The organism is Paraburkholderia lycopersici (assembly GCF_900096975.1).
GTDB lineage: Bacteria > Pseudomonadota > Gammaproteobacteria > Burkholderiales > Burkholderiaceae > Paraburkholderia > Paraburkholderia lycopersici.
On sequence record NZ_FMYQ01000016.1, the window covers coordinates 131,006 to 150,576 of the forward strand.

General features: G+C 60.1%; 15 protein-coding genes. 10 read left to right on the top strand and 5 right to left on the bottom strand.

Annotation, left to right across the window (positions count from 1 at the left end):
- Positions 1 to 154: 154 nt before the first annotated feature.
- Positions 155 to 3,412, top strand: coding sequence for a tetratricopeptide repeat protein (locus tag BLU17_RS18375; protein ID WP_091999260.1), 3,258 nt, complete (start codon positions 155 to 157; stop codon positions 3,410 to 3,412).
- Between the two features lie 123 nt (positions 3,413 to 3,535).
- Here the strand turns inward: BLU17_RS18375 and BLU17_RS18380 are convergent, their stop codons facing one another.
- From BLU17_RS18380 to BLU17_RS18390, 3 genes are all read right to left on the bottom strand, one after another.
- A complete protein-coding gene (locus BLU17_RS18380; protein ID WP_091999262.1) occupies positions 3,536 to 4,339 on the bottom strand; it encodes a glycosyltransferase family 2 protein in 804 nt (267 codons plus the stop codon).
- 50 nt (positions 4,340 to 4,389) lie between these two features.
- Positions 4,390 to 6,234, bottom strand: a complete 1,845-nt coding sequence (locus BLU17_RS18385; protein ID WP_091999265.1) for an O-linked N-acetylglucosamine transferase, SPINDLY family protein — start codon at positions 6,232 to 6,234, stop codon at positions 4,390 to 4,392.
- A gap of 186 nt (positions 6,235 to 6,420) precedes the next feature.
- A complete protein-coding gene (locus BLU17_RS18390; protein WP_342713831.1) occupies positions 6,421 to 8,094 on the bottom strand; it encodes a hypothetical protein in 1,674 nt (557 codons plus the stop codon).
- A gap of 216 nt (positions 8,095 to 8,310) precedes the next feature.
- On the opposite strand from BLU17_RS18390, the gene glf reads away from it, so the two are divergent.
- The 3 genes from glf to BLU17_RS18405 all read left to right on the top strand — a co-directional run bounded on the left by glf (position 8,311) and on the right by BLU17_RS18405 (position 11,004).
- On the top strand, positions 8,311 to 9,411 hold the full coding sequence (glf, locus tag BLU17_RS18395; protein ID WP_091999270.1) for a UDP-galactopyranose mutase: 1,101 nt from the start codon (positions 8,311 to 8,313) through the stop codon (positions 9,409 to 9,411).
- A gap of 15 nt (positions 9,412 to 9,426) precedes the next feature.
- Positions 9,427 to 10,182: a DUF4422 domain-containing protein gene (locus tag BLU17_RS18400; RefSeq protein ID WP_091999272.1), complete on the top strand. Its 756-nt coding sequence runs from the start codon at positions 9,427 to 9,429 to the stop codon at positions 10,180 to 10,182.
- A gap of 99 nt (positions 10,183 to 10,281) precedes the next feature.
- The gene (locus tag BLU17_RS18405) at positions 10,282 to 11,004 is read left to right on the top strand and encodes a class I SAM-dependent methyltransferase (protein ID WP_091999275.1); all 723 of its coding nucleotides are present in this window, start codon (positions 10,282 to 10,284) and stop codon (positions 11,002 to 11,004) included.
- Positions 11,005 to 11,081: 77 nt separating this feature from the next.
- Here BLU17_RS18405 and BLU17_RS18410 read toward each other — a convergent pair whose 3' ends face one another.
- Positions 11,082 to 11,975 carry a glycosyltransferase family 2 protein gene (locus BLU17_RS18410; protein WP_091999278.1) on the bottom strand — a complete coding sequence of 298 codons (894 nt, stop codon included), beginning with the start codon at positions 11,973 to 11,975 and terminating at the stop codon, positions 11,082 to 11,084.
- A gap of 432 nt (positions 11,976 to 12,407) precedes the next feature.
- Between BLU17_RS18410 and rfbF the strand changes: the two genes are divergently transcribed.
- The 6 genes from rfbF (at position 12,408) to BLU17_RS18440 (ending at position 18,134) form a co-directional block, all read left to right on the top strand.
- Positions 12,408 to 13,184, top strand: a complete 777-nt coding sequence (gene rfbF / locus BLU17_RS18415) for a glucose-1-phosphate cytidylyltransferase (RefSeq protein WP_091999281.1) — start codon at positions 12,408 to 12,410, stop codon at positions 13,182 to 13,184.
- Between the two features lie 85 nt (positions 13,185 to 13,269).
- Positions 13,270 to 14,370: a CDP-glucose 4,6-dehydratase gene (gene rfbG, locus BLU17_RS18420; RefSeq protein ID WP_091999284.1), complete on the top strand. Its 1,101-nt coding sequence runs from the start codon at positions 13,270 to 13,272 to the stop codon at positions 14,368 to 14,370.
- Positions 14,358 to 14,777, top strand: coding sequence for a WxcM-like domain-containing protein (locus BLU17_RS18425; RefSeq protein ID WP_218137024.1), 420 nt, complete (start codon positions 14,358 to 14,360; stop codon positions 14,775 to 14,777). The genes rfbG and BLU17_RS18425 overlap by 13 nt, the downstream gene beginning before the upstream one ends.
- A 4-nt stretch (positions 14,778 to 14,781) precedes the next feature.
- Positions 14,782 to 15,645, top strand: a complete 864-nt coding sequence (locus BLU17_RS18430) for an SDR family oxidoreductase (protein WP_176929132.1) — start codon at positions 14,782 to 14,784, stop codon at positions 15,643 to 15,645.
- Between the two features lie 5 nt (positions 15,646 to 15,650).
- Positions 15,651 to 16,946, top strand: coding sequence for a protoporphyrinogen/coproporphyrinogen oxidase (locus BLU17_RS18435; RefSeq protein WP_091999289.1), 1,296 nt, complete (start codon positions 15,651 to 15,653; stop codon positions 16,944 to 16,946).
- Positions 16,947 to 17,051: 105 nt separating this feature from the next.
- The gene (locus tag BLU17_RS18440; protein ID WP_143189280.1) at positions 17,052 to 18,134 is read left to right on the top strand and encodes a DUF707 domain-containing protein; all 1,083 of its coding nucleotides are present in this window, start codon (positions 17,052 to 17,054) and stop codon (positions 18,132 to 18,134) included.
- A 959-nt stretch (positions 18,135 to 19,093) separates the two neighbouring features.
- Here BLU17_RS18440 and BLU17_RS18445 read toward each other — a convergent pair.
- Entirely contained in the window at positions 19,094 to 19,273 is a 180-nt protein-coding gene (locus BLU17_RS18445) for a hypothetical protein (RefSeq protein WP_091999295.1), read from the bottom strand.
- Between the last annotated feature and the right edge of the window lie 298 nt (positions 19,274 to 19,571).

Sequence of the window (19,571 nt, forward strand, 5' to 3'; positions counted from 1 at the left end):
TTTTCTTGCGTTTCCTTCGCGCCGGGACGTTGCCCGTACACCTCACGCCGCCAAATTGACGACCGTTTTGGCGCTAGCTCGGGCCATCGGCGCGACAGGCCGCCCCTCATAATCTACGAGTTCCGACTTCCTGCTGCGCACGCGCCCCTTCGTCATGACATCCCTTTCCGCACCGGACCCCACGCTCGCTGCCGCATCGCCGCAGAATCGTGACCTCGCGCTCGTCTTGCAGGCCGCGATCGCACATCATCAAAAACAGGAATACGACGAGGCCGCCGCGCTCTATGCGTCCATCATCGACGCGGAAAAGGATCAACTCGACGCGCACTATAACTTCGGCGTGCTGCTCATGCAGACCGGCAAGCCGGGCGATGCGGTGCCGCATTTCGAAGCCGTGCTCGGGCAAGCACCGAAGAACGGGCAAGTCTGGATCTATTACATCAACGCCCTCGTCGGAAGCCAGCAGAGCGAAGCGGCGCGGCTCGCGCTCGATCTCGCGCAGCAACAAGGCCTGCCCGATACGGTGGTCCGAACGCTACGCGCGCGCATCGACGGGACGGAGGTGCCGGAACCGGAAGCCACGCAGGAAAAGCCGGCGGCAATCGCTCCGCAGCCGGCGGTGCGCGAAGACGCACCGCCCCCCGCTGAGCCCGCTGAGCCCGCCGAGACGGACACGGACGCCAGCACGCGCACGAAACTCGACACGCGCCGCGCGAGCCTGAAGGAGATGCGTCAGTTTCAGCACCTCTTCAACAACGGGAAAATCGATGCGGCACTGAAGGTCGCGCGCCGCTTGACGGAACGCTACCCGGCGCACGGAGACTGCTGGTTCGAACTCGGGCGCACGCTGCATCGCATCGGCGACCACGCGGGCGCCATCGAGGCCGCTCAACACGCGGCCCGCTTGCTGCCCGACCGGATCGGCATCCATATCACCCTGACGAACTGGCTTTATACGGCTCGCCGGTTCAGGGAAGTCGAGACCTATTGCCGTCAGGCGCTCGAAAAATTCCCCGAAAGCGGCCCGCTTCACCGCAATCTCGGCATCGCCTTGCAGGAGATGGGCCGCTATGCCGACGCCGTCGCCGAGATCCGCCGCGCCGTGGAACTCGCGCCGAACAGCGCGCACGAGTGCGACGCCCTGGCCAATTCGCTGCTCAAGCAAGGCCTGTTCGAGGAAGCCGATACGGCCTTTCGCCGGGCGCTCGAACTGGCGCCGATGGAAGCGATCACGCACAGCAACCTGCTGTTCTGCCGGATGCACAAGTACGATCTGGACCCCGACGTCGCCTTCGCCGAACAACGCGAATTCGCCGCCCGTCACGAAGTGGCGTTTCGCGCCCACCCGCCGAGGCATACCAACGACCGCAATCCGTCGCGATGCCTGAAGATCGGCTTCGTCTCGGGCGATCTGGTCAATCACCCGGTCGCTTACTTTTTCCTGTCGATACTCGAGCACCTGGCGCGCGACCCCGGCCTGTCGATACACATCTACTCGAACTACGCGGTGACCGACTCGTTCACCGGCCGGATTCGCGTGCACGCAAAAACGTGGAACGAGATTTCCGGCATGACGAACGATGCGGTCGCACAGAAGATCCGCGACGACGGCATCGACATTCTCGTCGACCTGACCGGCCATACCGGCCGCAACCGGCTCGTCGCCTTCGCGCGCAAGCCGGCGCCCATCCAGGCTAGCTGGATCGGCAACCCCTGCACGACCGGGCTCGACTCCGTCGACTATTACCTGTCGGACCGCTTCGTCACGCCGCTCGAACAGTTCGAAAGCCGGTTTTCGGAAAAGCTCGTTTTCCTGCCCGCGCTCGCGCCATTCAAGCCGCACCCGAAAGCGCCGCGGGTCAACGAGCTTCCGGCGCTGAAAAACGGCTTCATCACATTCGGCAGCTTCAGCCGCATTCTCAAGATCGGGCCGGAAGTCGTTGCACTCTGGGCGCGCGTGCTCCGCGAAATCCCCGATTCGCGCATGGTGATCGGCGCGATTACGTCGCAAGAACAGATGGCCAAGCTGACGGGGCTCCTGCTCAGCGAAGGCATCGAGATAAGCCGCATCAAATTCCTGATACGCGGGTCCGTCGAGCACTACCTGCTGCAGCACCATCTGGTGGACGTGTGCCTCGACACGTTCCCGTTCGGCAACTCGACCACGACGATGCAGGCCCTGTGGATGGGCGTGCCGACGATGACGCTGCCCGGCACGTCGATGGCGAGCCGCAGCAGCACGGGATGGCTCTCGCACCTCGGGCTGGACTCGGCTTTCGTCGCACAGGACAAGGACGACTTCGTGCGCAAGTGCGTCGCGCTGGCCGCCGACCCGCAAGCACTTGCAGTCGTGCGGCGGGAACTGCGCGAATACTGCCGGCAGTCGGTGCTGATCGACGCCCGCGCAATCGCCGATGCCGCCGCCCGCGCGTTTCGCATCATGTGGCAACGGTGGTGCGACGGGCTCAAGCCCGAGCATTTCGAGGTGCTGGCGCAGGCCAGCGAAGCGCCCGCAGCGGAACCGGAGCAACAGCAGGAGCCGGAGCCCGAAGCGGTGGGCGGCATCGCGACCCTCCCGAACCACATCTACCAGATTCACTACTCCGACGAGACCCGCGAGCAAGTCGAACCGGGCTTCGTTCCGCTCGACAACACCGGACTGCGGCCGGACTGGCGGGAATACTGGCCGATCCGGCGATTCCTGCTCGAAGAGCCGCTGGACCCGAACGCCCGCTATGGCTTTTTATCGCCGAGATTCGCGGTGAAAACCGGGTTGACATCGGACGACGTGTTCTCGTTCCTCAGCACCGTGCCGGACGATGTCGACGTCGTGACCTTTTCGCCGTTTTTCGATCAGGCGGCATTCACGCTGAATGTCTTCGAGCACGCGGCAAACGTTCACCCCAACATCGCGCCCGTCATTGACGAAGTTCTCAAGATCGTTGCGCCGGACATCCGTATCAGCGATGTAATCATGAGTTCGGTGGAGACCATTTTCTGTAATTACTTTGTCGCCAAACCCGCGTTCTGGGCGCAGTGGCTGGAGAAATGCGAGCAGATTTTCGAGCTTGCCGAATCGGGCGATACGCCGCTCGCCCAGCGTCTGAACGGCGACGTGGACTACGAGCGCGCGGGCGTCGGGGCCGCGCCTTCCAAGGTGTTCATCGTCGAGCGCATCGCCTCGCTGATCCTCGCTACCCAGCCGGGATGGAAGGTCCGCCAGTTCGACCCTGTCAAAATCCACATGTCGAATTCGGCCATTGCCCGCTTTCGCGATGAACTGCTCGCGCTCGATGCGCTGAAGCACATGGCGCGGGCAACGGGCTTTTCCCAGTATCTCGGCGCTTATCGGGAAAGACGGGCGCAACTGGAAATTTTCATGCGTGGCGGGCGGCTTGCCTCAAAGACCTGAAACAGGGATGAAGCAGCCGGCAAACGGCTGACGTACGAGAAATTCCGGGCGCCGCCATGCCCGGATTTTTTTTCGTCTCGCGTCTCAATTCACACGCGGCGCGTGACTGCGCGCACCGAAACGTCAGAGCGTGTCCGCCGGAATGCTCAACGCTGCGACGTTGGCCAGCAGGGCCGCCCGCTTTTCCTTCAGTTCGATCGTCGGCGCGGGGCGGCGGCGGTAGACGTAAAGATAGTCGAGCACCGCATTGAAGTCGTTGGCTTTCTGACTCGTGCCGCGCCGGTCGTCGCCCGCATTGATCGATTTGTAGATTTGCGCGCCGAGAATCGGCACGTGGCGGGGCATCCGGCGCTCGAACACCGCCAGCAGAAATTCCCAGTCCTCGTAGCTGCGCATGTACGGGTCGAAGCGGATATCGTCGAGCAGGCGCCGCGGCAGCGCAAAGCACGGGATAGGCCCCTGGTTCTTGACGAAAACCTCCTCCGTAACGCGGTCCTTCAGATCGATGCCGACCTCGCTGAGCGTTTGTGTACGGTCCGCAAAACGCTGCTCTTCCACGATGGAACAATTGAAGTAGACCGGTTCGCCTTGCTGAACGAACGGATGCGCGTGCAAGTGCTCGAGCAGTCCGGGGTGCCACCTGTCGTCGTCGTCGAGAAACAGGACGTAGTCGCCCCTCGCATGTTCGAGCGCGACGTTGCGGCTATGCGAGGGTCCTGCATTGCCCGTTCGCCTGATGTACGTGTCGGCCGAATCGAGCAGCTCCAGGCATACGGCATCGGTTTCGGCGTCGCTTGCATCGGAAACCACCAGTATCTCGAACGGCACGGGCGACTGTTGGGCCCTCACCGATTCCAATGCGCGGCGCAGCAGCGCCGCACGCTTATGCGTGGGGATGACAACGGAAAAAAAGGGCGGTCTTTTCATGAGCGACAACTCAGGTTACGACTGACGTCGGTGGATACGTTGAAATGGCATTAAGCATCGACCGTTTGCAGCGGTAGCGCCGCCAGCAAGTCACTGAACTTCTCTTCGAGATTGCGCGCGAATCGCGTCGTGTCGAACAACGCACCTCGCTCGCGCACCGCCGCCAGCTCGTCGCGCAGGCGGAGCCGCTCCTGCGGCGCCAATGCCAGTGAGACCGCCTTTTCCTCGTAATCGGCCCAGTTCCACGTAATCAGCTCCGGCATGCCTGCGGCGCTCAGCAAGGCGCCCGCCATGCGCGAGGCGAACGAGCGCCCCGAGCGCGTGACGATCGGCAGGCCGGTCCATAGTGCGTCGTTGGCGGTCGTGCCGGCGTTATACGGGAAGGTGTCGAGGAAGAGGTCGGCGACCAGGTAGCGAGCGAGGTACTGGTCCATGAACACGCGCGGCGCGAACACGAGGCGCTGCGGGTCGATACCGCGCGCCTGCGCCTCTTTGCGCAAATTTGCCTCGGCCCACGGATTGTCGGACAGCAGCCACAGCACGCTGCCCGGCACGCGCGCGAGGATGCGCATCCACGTATCGAATGCCTCGGGCGTGTACTTGTAGTTGTTGTTGAACGAGCAAAACACGACGCCGTCTTCGGGCAGATTGCACGCCGCGCGCGTGGGCGCGGGCGCGATGGTGCGCTTGCGGTCGCTGACCTGGTAGACGTCCGGCATGTAGATGGGCGTCTCGGTGTAACAAGCCGTGGATTCCTCCGGAATCACGAACTCGTCGGCGATCACGTAGTCGATGAACGGGAAGCCCGTGGTCGCAACGAGGCCGAGGTAGGTGACCTGAACCGGAGCGGGGCGCGCCGCCAGAATCGCGGGGCGCGCCCCAAGCGTTTGCCCGTGCAGATCGACGAGGATATCGATTTCGTGCGAGCGAATCAGGTGTGCGGCGGCTTCGTCGGTAAAGCCGCCAATGCGCTCGAAATGATCGACGGCGCCAATCACGCGCTGGCGCAGCGCTGAACCGTCTTCCTTGGTCCAGCAATAGCAATAGACTTCGACCCGCTCGCGGTCGTGCTGTTCGAGCAGTTCGACCATGAGCATGGCCACCGGATGCTGGCAAAGATCCGACGACAGATAGCCGATACGGATCTTGTCGTGGCCGTAGTTGCAACGCTCGGCCAGCGCCGGCACGTCGCAATTGATTTTTTGTGACACGAATTTGCGAGCCGCGTCGAGCTGCTCCTGCAGATCGTCCGACTGCGCGATCATCGCCATCGTCGAAGTCGAACGGCGCATCAGGGCCGGATCGACGCCGGGCACGTCCTCGTAGACCGGCCACGAGCACGACTTCGCGCGCAGGAAGATCCAGTGATGCAGCACGTCGGGCTGGGACGGATTGGCTTCCAGGCTCTTCGCGAGCCACGCGAGCGCTTCGCTGTAGTTGCGCTGCGTTTCGTACAGCCGCCCGAGATTGTTGAATGCCTGCAGGCGGAAGCCCGCATTCTGTTCATCGCGCGGAGAAACCGAATTGGCCACCCACATCCATTCGGTGATCGCGACGTCGAGCTTGCCGAGCCGCTCGTACACGATCGCGCGATTGACGTGGCCCTGCACAAAAGCGGGGGACAGCTCCACCACGCGCGAGAATGTCTGGCGAGCGTCTTCGACCTTGTCCAGCGTGCTCTGGACCGCCCCGAGGTTGAACAACACCAGATAGTTGAAAGGCGTCTCGTTATGGGCAAGCCATGTCTGGTAGAGGACTTCGGCCAGTTCGGGTTGACCGCTCTCGGTCAGCCGCGTGCCGTATTGCACCGCGTCGCCCAAACTCAGTTCCGAGCGCCAGGCGCTCCGAATCTTGTCGGCATACTCCGAAACGACGACATTCGCCAGGTGATTCATAGGGAGAGGAAAGGCATTTCTTGTTGCCAGGCCATGTCACCAGGAACACAAGCCTGTAATAGGAGGCCGCCCACGCCATGTTGCGGCGCGAGCGGCCTGCCGCGGATCCAGCAAACCTGCCATCGCCCGTTGCTACCCACCAGCCACACCGTGGCGTGGCTGGTGGGTCGTCGCAGGCTTAACGGATCATGACTCGAACGTAATGGCGTCGAGTTGGTCCGTCGTCAGGCCGGTCAGGTTCAACGCGTTGGCTTGTGCCGTGGTCAGCGCAGCCAGTTGATCCGTCGAAACGGCGTTGAGCTGATCGCTCGTCAGGCTGTGGACCTGCGTCGTCGTCAGCGCCTTGACGGCCGTCGTCGACAGGTAGTCCAGCGTATCCGAGCTCAGGCCGCTGACCTGGCTCGTCGTCAGCGCCTTCACCTCGGCCGAGGACAGTGCGCCGACCTGATCGCTGCTCAGGGCGTTGAGCTGGCTCGTGCCGAGCGCCGTGACCTGTGCCGTGCTCAGACCGCGAACCTGGTCCGTCGACAGGCCCTGGACTGCGTCACTGCTCAGGCTGTTCACCTGCGACGTGCTCAGCGCCGCCACGTTCAGGCCAGCAAGCTGGTCCGAACCGAGTGCGTTCAGCGTCGTGGTCGAGAGTGCCTTGACGTCCGCCGAGGTCAGGTTGCTGATCTGCGACGAGCTCAGCAGGTTGACCGTGTCCGAGCTCAGGCCGCTCACCTGGGCCGAGGTCAGCGCCTTGATATCGGCCGAGCCGAGCTGGCCGAGCTGGTCGCTGTTGAGCGCGTTGAGCTGGCCGGCGCCGAGCGAGGCGACCTGCGCCGTCGTCATGCCCGCGACCTGGTCGGTCGTCAGGCCGGCGAGTGCGTCCGTCGAGAGCGCCTTGATGCCTGCCGTGCCGAGCGCCTTGACCTGCGTGGCGGAAAGGCCGCCCACCGCGTCCGAGCTGAGCGAATTCACCTGCGTCGTGCTCAGTTGCGCCACGTTCAGGCCAGCGAGCTGGTCCGTACCGAGCGCGTTGAGGTCGGCCGTGGACAGCGCCTTGACGTCTGCCGACGTCAGGCTGCCGATCTGCGACGACGACAGCATGTTCAGCGTGTCCGAGCTCAGGCCGCCAACCTGGGTCGAGGTGAGCGACTTGATATCGGCGGAATTCAGTTGCCCCACCTGATCGCTGCTGAGCACGTTCAGATTCGCGGCCGACATCGCCGCGATCTGGAAAGTCTGCAGCACGCCAATCTGCGTCGTGGTCAGGCCAATCACAGCGTCGGTCGTGAGATTGCGGATTTGCGACGAGGTCAACGCGTGAGTCGCGGCCGTGCTCAACGCTCCGAGCTGGTCCGAATTCAGCGCTGCGACTGCCGCAGTGCTCAATGTGACGATCGCCGACGCACCGATCGCATTGAGATCCGCAGCTCCGTTGGGAGCGCTCTGCAGCGCCTGAATGTCAGCCGTGGTTAGCGCCTGAACGTCTGCCGATGTGAATTTGGAAAACTGCAATGTTGTCAGGCCGGCAACCTGACTTGCAGTTAGTGACGATATGTACGACGACATTTGTATTCCCTTTTTTAGGTATCTGCGGACTCTTCGCCGCCCCGCTCCGCAACCGCCGCCCAAACAATCGTCAGCTATTTGAAAGACTTCAGCAACAAAAACGAAATCTTTCTTCCCTGAAAGTAATTTGTTCGAGGCTGCTCGTCCCGTATAACGGCAATTTATTAAAGAGCTTAAGCACCTCCCCCACCCCGCTTGGCCCGGAGCCACGCCGGCGCATTTTTGCCGGTGGGGGAGACGCAGATACGGAGGGCCGCCGGAACGTCGGGCGAGCCGGCGCGAACAGGCTGAATTAGTGCCCATTTGCCCCTCTCTTTCCCTGATGGCGAAGCCCGGCCGGTCCGTATGATCGGGCGGCTCGATCGGTTATCGGATTGCGCCGCGAATCCGCGCAGACGGTCCGATCTTCGACTGCAGGCCCCCAAAAACGAATGCGACGCTCCCCGCCCCGACAAACGCCGAGTCGAATCGACTTACTTTCAACCTGTCGAATAAATCTGAAGCACGAGGAACGCCTAAATGCGGATTTTGATCGTTGGCGCTGGTTTATACGGTGCGGTTTGCGCACATGAGTTATCTCGTGCCGGCCACGAGTGCCACGTCATCGAAAAACGCGACCATATCGGCGGAAATATCTACACGCGTCACGACCCGGATGCCGGTTGTCACGAACACGTATACGGCGCTCATATCTTTCATACCAGTTCGCAGCGGATTTGGGACTATATGAATCGATTCGCCGAGTTCAATCATTACGTGAACCGCGTCAAGGTCACGCACGGCGAGGCAATCTACAGCTTTCCGATCAATCTGTTTACGCTCTATCAGGTGTTCGGTGTGCGCACCCCGGACGAGGCTCGCAAGCGCCTGGCCGAGGATCTGGTCGCGAACCCGAGCCCGGCCAACATGGAGGAGTACTGCCACGCCGCGATCGGGCCAACCCTCTACAAGCTGTTCATCGAGGGCTACACGCAAAAACAATGGGGAAAGCATCCGCGCGAAATGCCGGCCGACGCCGTCAAGCGCCTGCCCGTAAGACTCACGTTCGACGACAATTACTTCAACGACCGTTACCAGGGCATTCCGGTTGGCGGTTATACGGCGATCGTCGAAAAGATGCTCGACGGAGTGAAGGTCGAGACCGGCATCGACTTCCACGCCGAACGCGAGACGTGGCTCGCCGGTTACGACAGGATCATCTATACGGGTCCGATCGATGCGTTTTTCGACTACCGTCACGGCGTGCTCGAATATCGCTCGCTGCGATTCGAAAAAGTCCTGCTGGACACCGCGGACTTTCAGGGCAATGCCGTGGTCAATTACGCGGAAGCATCGGTTCCCTGGACCCGGATTATCGAGCACAAGCATTTCGACCTGAATCTAAAAGAGCCGAAAACGCTGATCACGCGCGAATACCCGCAAGCCTGGTCGAAAGGAGACATCGAATACTATCCGGCGAGAAATCCGGAAAGCGAAGCGCTATTCGAACGGTATCGTGAAGAATCGGAAAAACTCGCGCCGCGAGTTCATTTTGGCGGACGGCTTGGCGAATACCGGTATTACGATATGCATCAGGTGGTGGCAGCGGCGCTCGCCTTTTGCGAAAAACATCCTTCTTGAGACAACGATTTAGAAATGAGCGAAACCGCCAGCCCTTCCCTGAAAATATATCAGACGTTTCACAAGGATTTTTATCGCAATACCGGTTGCGAATGGATCGTCCCGGTAGGCGTGAACGGATATGACGCGCCGGGCTTGCAGCGCGATTGCGAAGGGGAAAATATTGCGGAGTTGAACCCTTACTATAACGAGCTGACTGCTTATTATTGGGCATGGAAAAACTCCGAAGCGGATATCGTCGGCTTCTACCACTATCGTCGTTATCTGAACTTCCTGATCGATGAAACCTGGAAAGACCGGCTGATCGTGGCCACCCCAGCCGAGGCGCGCATCGTCGAATATCTGACGCATGCCGCGCAATGCGAGCGTGCGCGCAGGATGCTCAATGTGTGTGACGTCGTGCTTCCGCGAACGCTCCCGGCGCCCCGCTCGATCGAGGATCATTATCTCGGACATCATCACCGTGAACCGTGGGATGCATTTTTAACCGCGCTCGAGTCCGCCTACCCCGAACATCGCGCCCACCTCGACTTGTTCCGGCTCACGGGCGTAGGTCCCATTTGCAATATCTTTGTCATGCGGCGGCCGCTGTTCGATGAATACTGCGCTGAGCTATTTCCGATAATCGACCCGATTTTCAAACAGATCGGTCCGCGATATGACGCTCACGGAAACCGCTTTCCGGGCTTTCTCGCCGAACGATTTCTGGCGTTCTGGGTTCACATCCGGCGGCTTCGCACCCTGGAGGTTCCGCTGATCCAGCTAACCTGAGCGTTCGTCACGCCTCGCGAACGCCGCGCCGGGCCTCTGGCGGGCCCCGCAGCACGCCAAGCGGGCCGCGCCGAACCCTTACCGTGGAAAGAAATTGAAATGCTCAAACAGATCGTTGAAAACTATTCGGTCGTCTCTCCGATTTCCGGGTCGGAGCGATTTCCCCAAGGAAAATCCGCTGCACCCAAGGAGTTGATTTTTCATATTCTGGACGACAACACGACCAGCGTTGCCGTACTTGATATCGGATTTGGCGAGGGTCAGCTCGGAAAGCTGATCAAGGCGAATCCCGCAACGGCGCATTGGGCGGTTGATGGCGTTGACGGCTACGCCGTCAATTGCAGCAATGGCGAACTGTTCGCAGAGAAGCTATATCGCAACGTGTGGCATGGCTTGGCGCAAGACATTCCGTCCGAACAGTTCAAGCAATACAAGATCCTTTGCCTGCTCGATGTGATCGAGCATTTGTCCGCCGAAACCGCAAAATGGCTGCTGCGAACCCTGCTGGCGTCCATGGCGGACGATGCGTTTCTGTTCATCAGCACGCCGCTCTGGTTTTATCCGCAAGAGACGATCCAGCCTGGAGATCTGGAAGAGCATTTGATCGGCGTTCCGGCCACGTCCATGCTGGCGCTCATGCCGAAAATCTATGCGGTTAATCCTCCGCTTATCGGTGGATTCGTGCTTGGCAAACGGAGCCTGGATTTTATCGAATTCTTCCAGCCGACCACCGACAAGCACTTCTCCTACGAAAAAGGGCTGGCCATCGCGAACGTGGTCAATTGCCAGCACACGCCGGGCGTCGTTTTCAAATACTGGTGACACCAGGCGGGGCCGGTTGCGCGCGGGTCAAAGCCCTTGCCCCGCCGCGCGAGTGCGCCGGTTTGGTCGCGACGCGATCAGGCCGGCGACAGGTGCCGCCGCAGGCAATCGGCAACGATCGACGAAAACAAGGCTTCATTCGGCACTTTCCGTGACAGCTTGAACAACAACTGCATCGATTGCCGAACGACCACTTCCGCGATTTCGCGGTTCGTGAAACGCGTCAGCAAGGAGAAGAACTCCGCCAGATTGCCCGACGACTCTCCACCAAGGAGCGCCCCGATATATTTGCGCTTGACCTGTAGATCCAGCTCCTGTTGAAGCTGATACTTCTGCGCGCTGGTCGACGCGTCATGCTGGCGGTAGCGCGTGAGCGATTCGGGCAGGTTGGCGTAACGCTTTCCCAGCAGCGCGCCTCGACACCACACGTCGTAGTCTTCCGCTGCCGCGAGACGCGTGTCGTAGGTGCCAACATCGTCGAAGAAGCTCTTGCGAAACATCGCGCTGCCGTTGGACACGGCGCAGTATTGAACCAGCGCCGTCTTGATCGAGGCGTCGTCCTCGGGCTTGATCAACACGCGGCTCTCCCTGCCCGGCTGCTCGTAGAACAATTCCATCGCGGTTCCGAGCGCGTCTATGCCGGGATTGGCCTCCAGAAATGCAACCTGCTTTTCGAGCCGTGTCGGCATGGCGATGTCGTCGGCATCGATACGGGCGACGTAGCGACTCTCGATGATCCGCAGCCCGGCATTCGCCGCCCCGGATATGCCAAGATGCCTCTCCGGAGAAAGTATTTCGACGTTCAGGCGCGAACGGAAACGATGCGCGATGTCCACGGTGCTGTCGGTCGATGCGTCGTTCACGAGCACGACGCCGAAGTCCCTGAAGGTCTGGTTCGCGAGACTCTCCAGCGTTTCCGCCAGAGTCCTTTCCGCATTGCGAGCCGCAATCAACACGGTGACAGACGCCATAACACTCTCCGGGTACAGGCAACAATGATCGGTGCCGCGAGCACGCGCGGAGCGCGGACGGAAGCCGGGAAATCGCCAATGATGCCGTGAACCCCGTTATTTCAATTCAGAAGAGTGCGGTGGATTTGCGGCCCTGTTTTCCATTACGAACGCCATGGCGGCGCGTTACTGTTCTGCACCCGGCCGTAACACCACCATGTCCGCCTGCAACCGCATCGCCCGCTCGACCAGCGACCGAAGAGGCGCCGCAGCGACGCTGCAATACCGATCCGGGAATCGACAGAAGTTTGGACCGTGCCCAATGCCTTCATTACAATCCGCTATCCAATTTCTCACAAAATCCGCAGTGAGCGGCGCAAGATATGCCCGCGACGTTGCGCGGTCGCGCAAAGAGCCGCGCGCAGACCACTTCGTCTTCAATGAGGGAACGCAATGAAGGCGGTCATCCTGGCGGGCGGACTTGGGACGCGCATAGCGGAGGAATCGACTCTGAGGCCGAAACCGATGATCGAAATCGGTGGCCGGCCCATACTTTGGCACATCATGAAGCTGTATTCCGCGCATCAGATAAACGACTTCATTATCTGCTGCGGGTATAAGGGTTACATGATCAAGGAGTATTTCGCCAACTATTTCCTCCACATGTCGGATGTGACGTTCGACATGCAGAACAACAAGATGGAAATTCATCGGCGTTATGCCGAAAACTGGCGCGTCACGCTGGTCGACACTGGCGAAAGCACGATGACGGGCGGCCGCCTGAAACGCGTTGCCGACCATCTTGCGGGCGAAGATGCGTTCTGCCTCACCTACGGCGACGGACTGAGCAATATCGATCTGACGAAGCTGGTCGACTTCCATCGATCCCACGGCCGCCTGGCCACGGTTACCGCGACGTACCCGCCAGGCCGCTTCGGCGCGATCGACATACATAGCGACAAGTTCGTGCGCTCGTTCAAGGAAAAGCCGCGCGGAGACGGCGGCATGATCAACGGCGGATTCTTTGTGCTGTCGCCCAAGGTCATCGACTTCATCGACGGCGACCACACCACCTGGGAAAACGAACCTATCGAGCGTCTCGCGGGTGACGATCAGCTGGTCGCCTATCTGCACGAAGGCTTCTGGCAATGTATGGATACGGTGCGCGACAAAGCGATGCTCGAGCAATACTGGGCAACCGGCACCGCTCCGTGGAAGCTTTGGAATTGAGACCGGGCCGCGCCTCGCAAGCGCCCAAACACGCATCTAAACACGTAGCCAAACACGCAACTGCGCGCCGCAAAAGAGCTGGTACATGCTAATTGATGGATTTAAAGGCAAGAAGGTTTTCGTTACCGGCCACACGGGATTCAAGGGCGCATGGCTCGTCGCCTGGCTCCAGAAACTCGGCGCTACGGTACGAGGCTTTGCCGATCGCGTGCCGACGCAGCCGTCGATCTTCGACGTTCTGGGCCTCGAATCGAAAATCGAGCATCAATTCGCGGACGTGCGCGATCTTGATGCATTAGTCGCCGCCATCGACGAATTCAAGCCGGACTTTGTCTTCCATCTGGCTGCGCAGCCGATCGTCTCGGTCTCGTATCAGGATCCTGTCGGCACGGTCACGACCAACGTGGTCGGCACCGTCAACGTGCTTGAAGCGCTGCGCCGGCTCGATCGTCCCTGCTGCGCGGTGTTCGTCACCTCCGACAAGTGCTACGAGAACGTAGAGTGGGTCTGGGGCTACAAGGAAACCGATCACCTCGGCGGCCGCGATATCTATAGCGGATCGAAAGGCGCCGCAGAAGTCGTGATCCACGCCTATCATCAGTCGTTCTTCGCAAAACCCGGCAGCAACGTCAGGCTGGCGACAGGGCGCGCAGGCAACGTGATTGGCGGCGGCGACTGGGCGCCGGACCGAATCGTGGCCGACTGCATGAGGAACTGGTCGGCCGGCCAGCCGGTGGACATTCGCTGCCCGAGCGCGACTCGTCCCTGGCAGCACGTGCTGGAACCGCTCAGCGGCTATCTGAACCTCGCAATCGCGCTTGCCGATAACGCGGCCCTTTCGGGCGAATCGTTCAATTTCGGTCCGCGCGCCGAGCAAAACCGCACAGTTCTTGACCTGTTGAAGGACCTCAGCCACCACTGGGGCCACGACTCGCAAGCCCAAGCGTGGCGCGTGACTGGCAATACGCCCTTTCACGAAGCGGGACTGCTAAAGCTGAATTGCGACAAGGCCTTATTCCATCTGCGCTGGGAAGCGAGCCTGGATTACGAAGCATGCGTGAGAATGGTCAGCGAGTGGTATCGCGCCTACTATCAGCGCGAACGCGACATGTATGAGCTGACCTTGCAGCAGATCGAGGACTACGAGCAGGCGGCAAAAAAGCGGGGCCTCAAATGGACGCGATGAAGGAAATGCTCAGGCTCACGCCACTGCGGAGAATCGCCCACCCGAAAGGCGATGTCCTGCACGCACTGAAGGCGAGCGAACCTGACTGGGAATCGTTCGGAGAAGCCTACTTCACCATGATCAATGGCGGCGAAACGAAGGGATGGAAACGTCATCGCCGCATGAAGATGAATCTCGTGGTGCCGGTTGGCATGGTGCGCTTTCATGTTCACGATGCCGAATCGGCCAGGACCCGCGTGTTCGACCTCGGGCGCGAAAACTACGCTCGCTTGACCGTGCCGCCCGGATACTGGATGGCATTCACGGGCCTTACGGCGGATATCAATCTCGTGCTCAATCTCGCCAGCATCGAACACGATCCCGAAGAGGCCATCAATGCGCCTCTCGACGCATTTTCCCTCGAGTGATGCGATGAAGGTAATCGTAACCGGTGCGAAGGGACTGCTCGGCTCGGCGATTTCGCAGCAATGCGAGCAGCGGGGGTGGGCATGCACGGGTCTAGCCCACGGGACGCTCTGGGAGCAGACGCCCGCCCAGTTACGGATGACACTGCAATCTCATGATCTGCTGATCCACGCAGCAGCGTGGACCGACGTGGAGCAGTGCGAAATAAATCCCGACAAGTGCTATCGCGACAACTTCGTCATGACGGAATTGCTGAGCCACGCGGCCGCCGACGTCCAATTGCCGATGATGTTCGTATCCAGCACCGGCATTTACGGCTCGGCGCAAACGTCGCCGTATCGGGAATACGATGCGCCGCAGCCGACAACGCATCACCATCGCAGCAAATTGCTGGGCGAGCAAGCTGTGCTGGGTGCCGCGCCTCGCAATTCCGTAATCAGGACGGGATGGCTCTACGGCGGCGATTTCACCATGCCGAAGAACTTCGTGGCGCGGCGTATCGAGGAAGCGAAATCAGCGCTTCGCGACAGCCAGATGATCCGCTCGAATCAGCAACAACGCGGCAACCCCAGCTGGAATCGCGACGTTGCCTGCCGCATGCTGACGCTCGCACAACAAGGCCATGCGGGCCTATTCAACTGCGTGAACAGCGGCCACGCGAGCCGTTTCGAATACGTTCAGGCCATTGTCGCGCTGAGCGGTCTGGACGTCGACGTGCAAGCTGCCAGCGCATCGAGCTTCAATCGTCGGGCCAAGGTGTCGGACAACGAAACGGCGGACAACTGGAAAATGGGATGCCTCGGCATGAGCGAGATGCCGGACTGGAGAGCCAGTCTCGCCGCCTATATCGCCGGGCTGATGAAGCACTGACAAACATGGAAACGATCGACTGCGTGATTCTCGGCGGCGGCATTGCCGGACTAGGTGCTGCGCTGCGCTGCCGTGAATCGAACCGCCGAGCCGTCATTTTCGAGGCGCGTACCTCGGCGGGCGGACTGCTCGACAATTTCACGATCGATGGCTTTCGATTCGACTACGCCGTTCATCTGAGTTTCGCGAACGAGCCGAAAGTGCGGGACATATTCGATCGCACGCCATTCCTGACACATCCGGCAGATTCAAAGTGCTTCGATGAAAAGCACTGGCTCAAGCATCCCGTTCAAAACAATCTTTTTCCTCTGGCGCCCGAAGTCAAAGTCGATCTCATCGACTCCTTTGTCCGGCGGCCGGATCGGATGAGCGGCGACGATTACGAGAGCTGGCTGCGCCACCAGTACGGCAATGCCATCGCCGAGCGATACCCCTTGCGCTACACGCGCAAATATTGGGCGACTGACGCCGCACAGCTTTCGGTGGACTGGATCGGGCAGCGCATGCGACGCGCCGAGCTTGGCGAGATCCTGTATGGGGCGTTCACCGACGACACACCCAATACGTATTACACGAAGGAAATGCGCTACCCCGTCGAAGGGGGATACAAGGCATTCATACAGCCGCTCATCGACGCTTCAGACGTTCGTCCGGAACACATTGCCAGCGCCATCGACCCGGCTGCCCGAATCGTGCGATTCACAAACGGGACGGCCGTTCGCTACGAAAGCCTGATCAGCACCTTGCCGCTTCCGGTTCTCGTCAACTTGCTGGCAGAAGCGCCCGCCGAGGTAACGCGGGCCGCGAGCCGCTTGACGGCGACATCGATCGACCTTGTTTCCGTGGGATTTGAAAAGCCGGTCGTCAACGACCTATGGTTCTACATCTACGACGAAGACATTCTGGCAAGCCGGGCCTATTCGCCGTCGGTGAAATCGCCGGACAACGCGCCGGACGGATGCAGCTCGCTCCAGTTCGAGATATACAGCCGGGGACCGGGATCACGCTACGATCCGAAAACACTGGAGTCGAACACCGCCTATGCGCTGCGCAAAATGAACATCGGCAGTCCCGGCGACATCCGGTTTATCGATCATCGGCGTATTCCTTACGGGAACGTGATATTCGACATCGGAATGAGCGATGACCGGCATGCCGTTCTGCGGCACGTCTCGCAGCAGGGTATCGCAAGTTGCGGGCGCTTCGGCGAGTGGGAATACCTGTGGAGCAACCAGAGCCTGCTGAGCGGCTATCACTGGCCCGAAGCGCTTCGAACCCGCAATACCGATCCCGCACACTAGTATCGCGCCCATACCTGCCCGAAGGTGCCTTCGCTGTGCCCATATGAGCCAGCAAGGCGCATTGCCCGCGCAACCAACCCATTTTCGCCGCTTGCGGATCATCAGTTGAAACATCACATTGACTTCATTACCCAATCGACGTGGCGTCTGTCCTGGGCAAACGAAAAACCGATAGCGCCGGTTGTGCGGCTGCTGCCCTGGAATGCGATCGGCGGTTACCACAGCGACGCGATGCAGGGCTGGGAACTGCGAGAAAATCATCTCGTGCTGCTCGACGGAAATGACGTCGCCACCACCGTATTTTCACTGATCGAATTCGATGCCGAAGGTCCCGCCCGATTGATCGGGCGGACCCGGACCGCCTCGGAGCCGGGTGCGATGCTCGTGCTGACACGAATAAAGATGCCCTCGGGCATCGATGCGGGACAGCGCTCGCGGCAGATTCTGCCCGATTTCCTGCGGTCTCCTGATCAACACAAATCGTCACGAAACCGCAATCTCGTGGTCCTGCGGGCAAACGAGAACTCGCTTCATACGCAGTGGGCGCGCAACATCGCGCCCGAAGACAGAAGCTGGGATCTCTGCATCAGCTGGTATGGGAAATCGGTTTCCGCCGAACTGGAATGCGAGTATCTGACTTTCCAGCCCGAGGACCGTAAATACGGCGCGATTCACGCGTTGTTCCTGGATGGCAGCCCTTTGTGGGACTACGACCGCATCTGGTTTCCCGACGACGACCTGATGACGTCATGGGTCGATATCAATCGACTTTTCCGCCTGTTCAAACGTCATGACTTGTTGCTCGCACAACCGAGTCTGCTGGCGAACCATATTCCGGTCACCCATCTGGTGACCCGGCACAACCCGACCTTCTCCTTGCGCTATTCACGCTTCGTGGAAGGAATGTGTCCGTTGTTCGCGAAGGAAGCGTTCCGGATTTGCCACCCGAGCCTGAATGGTTCGGTGTACGGCTGGGGTGTCGACGTAGTCTGGCCTGGGTTGCTCGGAAACCCTGCCACGAAAATGGCCGTCATTGACGACGTCACGGTGGAACATACGCGGCCCCTCGGGAAGGAATATGACATGGCGCAGGCTCAGCGGGAAAACGACGCACTGTGCGCGCTTTACGGCGCCCGGTACGACTTTTCGGATTGTGGAGGGCTGTTGAAGGATCGGGGTGAGCGATAGCCTGTCGCGCTGTAGCCTGTCACGATGCTGCCTGGCGGCATCGTTGAATCTGTCCGGCCTTGGCCGCGCCGGGGTTGGGCAAAACAGGTGGCTTGGGGAAGGCTTCGAAGAATTGGCGCGCCATACAAGACGTGGCTGGGCACTGGGAGGAAATCGTGCCTTGGCCCGTAGAGCTTCGAAAACAATAGCTTCGGCGGCAGTTCAGGAGCGCCCTCGCTGCCGCCTGCCCACCGGCCTATTGCATAAATAACGTGATAACTCACGTAACTCAGAATCGGTCATCAGACTCATAATCGCCCGTCTGATCATTCGACCGAGCCGCGCATCAGGAATTTTGAGTATCGCTCGGATGCGTTCTGGTCCGAGCGCGGCAATAGCACCGGCTGCGCAGCGCACGGCAATATCGTCATCCATTGAAACTTGGACATTCGTGGGTCGCAGATGACCTCTAGTCTGTCGGCGCATTGCCTTGCACTTCCTGTTCGTCAAATTCTGCCAGTATCTGATCGATCTATTCGAGGGTTAGCGCTAGTGCCGGAAATGTCCTGTTCCTAGAACCTAATCTAGGTGACGGTTTTCGGCCCTTGCGCGCGTCGTAAACGAGTTCGAGCGTGATGTCTCTCCACGCGCTGATCTGCCGTGCAACCATCGCCTGAGCCCACACATTCTCAGCATCTTTGTCGAGTCCGCACCGACCTACGAGTACATATCTACGGCCGTCTGTGGCTATTCCGGTTCGAGTGGCAGGAGTGAATTCGTCGAGGGAAGTAGAGACGTGCCCCTCATGACCGCTGTTTCCGCACAACAGCCAGTCGCCATTCGGCAATGCGCTAATGCTCCAGTTCCAGAGATGAACAGTATCAGCACCATCATTGGTGCCGCCCTTGGTGGTATCGTCGTCCATAGAAACGTGGACATTGGCGGGACGCCTACGACGTCGAGTCTGTCGGCTCATTGCCTTATATCTTCAGTTCGTCCAGTTCTGCGAGCATCTGATCGAATTCGTCGAGCGTTAGGGTTCGCGCCGGAGATGCCTTGTTCCTAAAGCCGGATCTAGGCGATGGATTTCGGCCCTTGCGCGCGTCGGGGATGAGTTCGAGCGTGATGTCTCGCCACTCGGTGATCTTCCAAGCGGCCATCGCCCGATTCCAAACGTACTCCGCGTCTCTATCGTGTCCGCACCGGCCTACCAGAACATAACGTCGTCCGCTCGTTGTTATGCCTGTTCGGGCGGCCGGATTGAAATCATCTATCGGGGTTGAGACGCGCCCCTCGTGACCGCTGTTTCCGCAGAATCGCCACTCCCCGTTAGGTAGTGCACGAATACTCCAGCACAGCAGATTAGAGCGTGTTAGGCACTTCCGGCCAGACCTGGTATCCTGGCTGGATGGCAAAACGCAAACCCTACCCGACGGATGTGTCGGACGAAGAATGGAA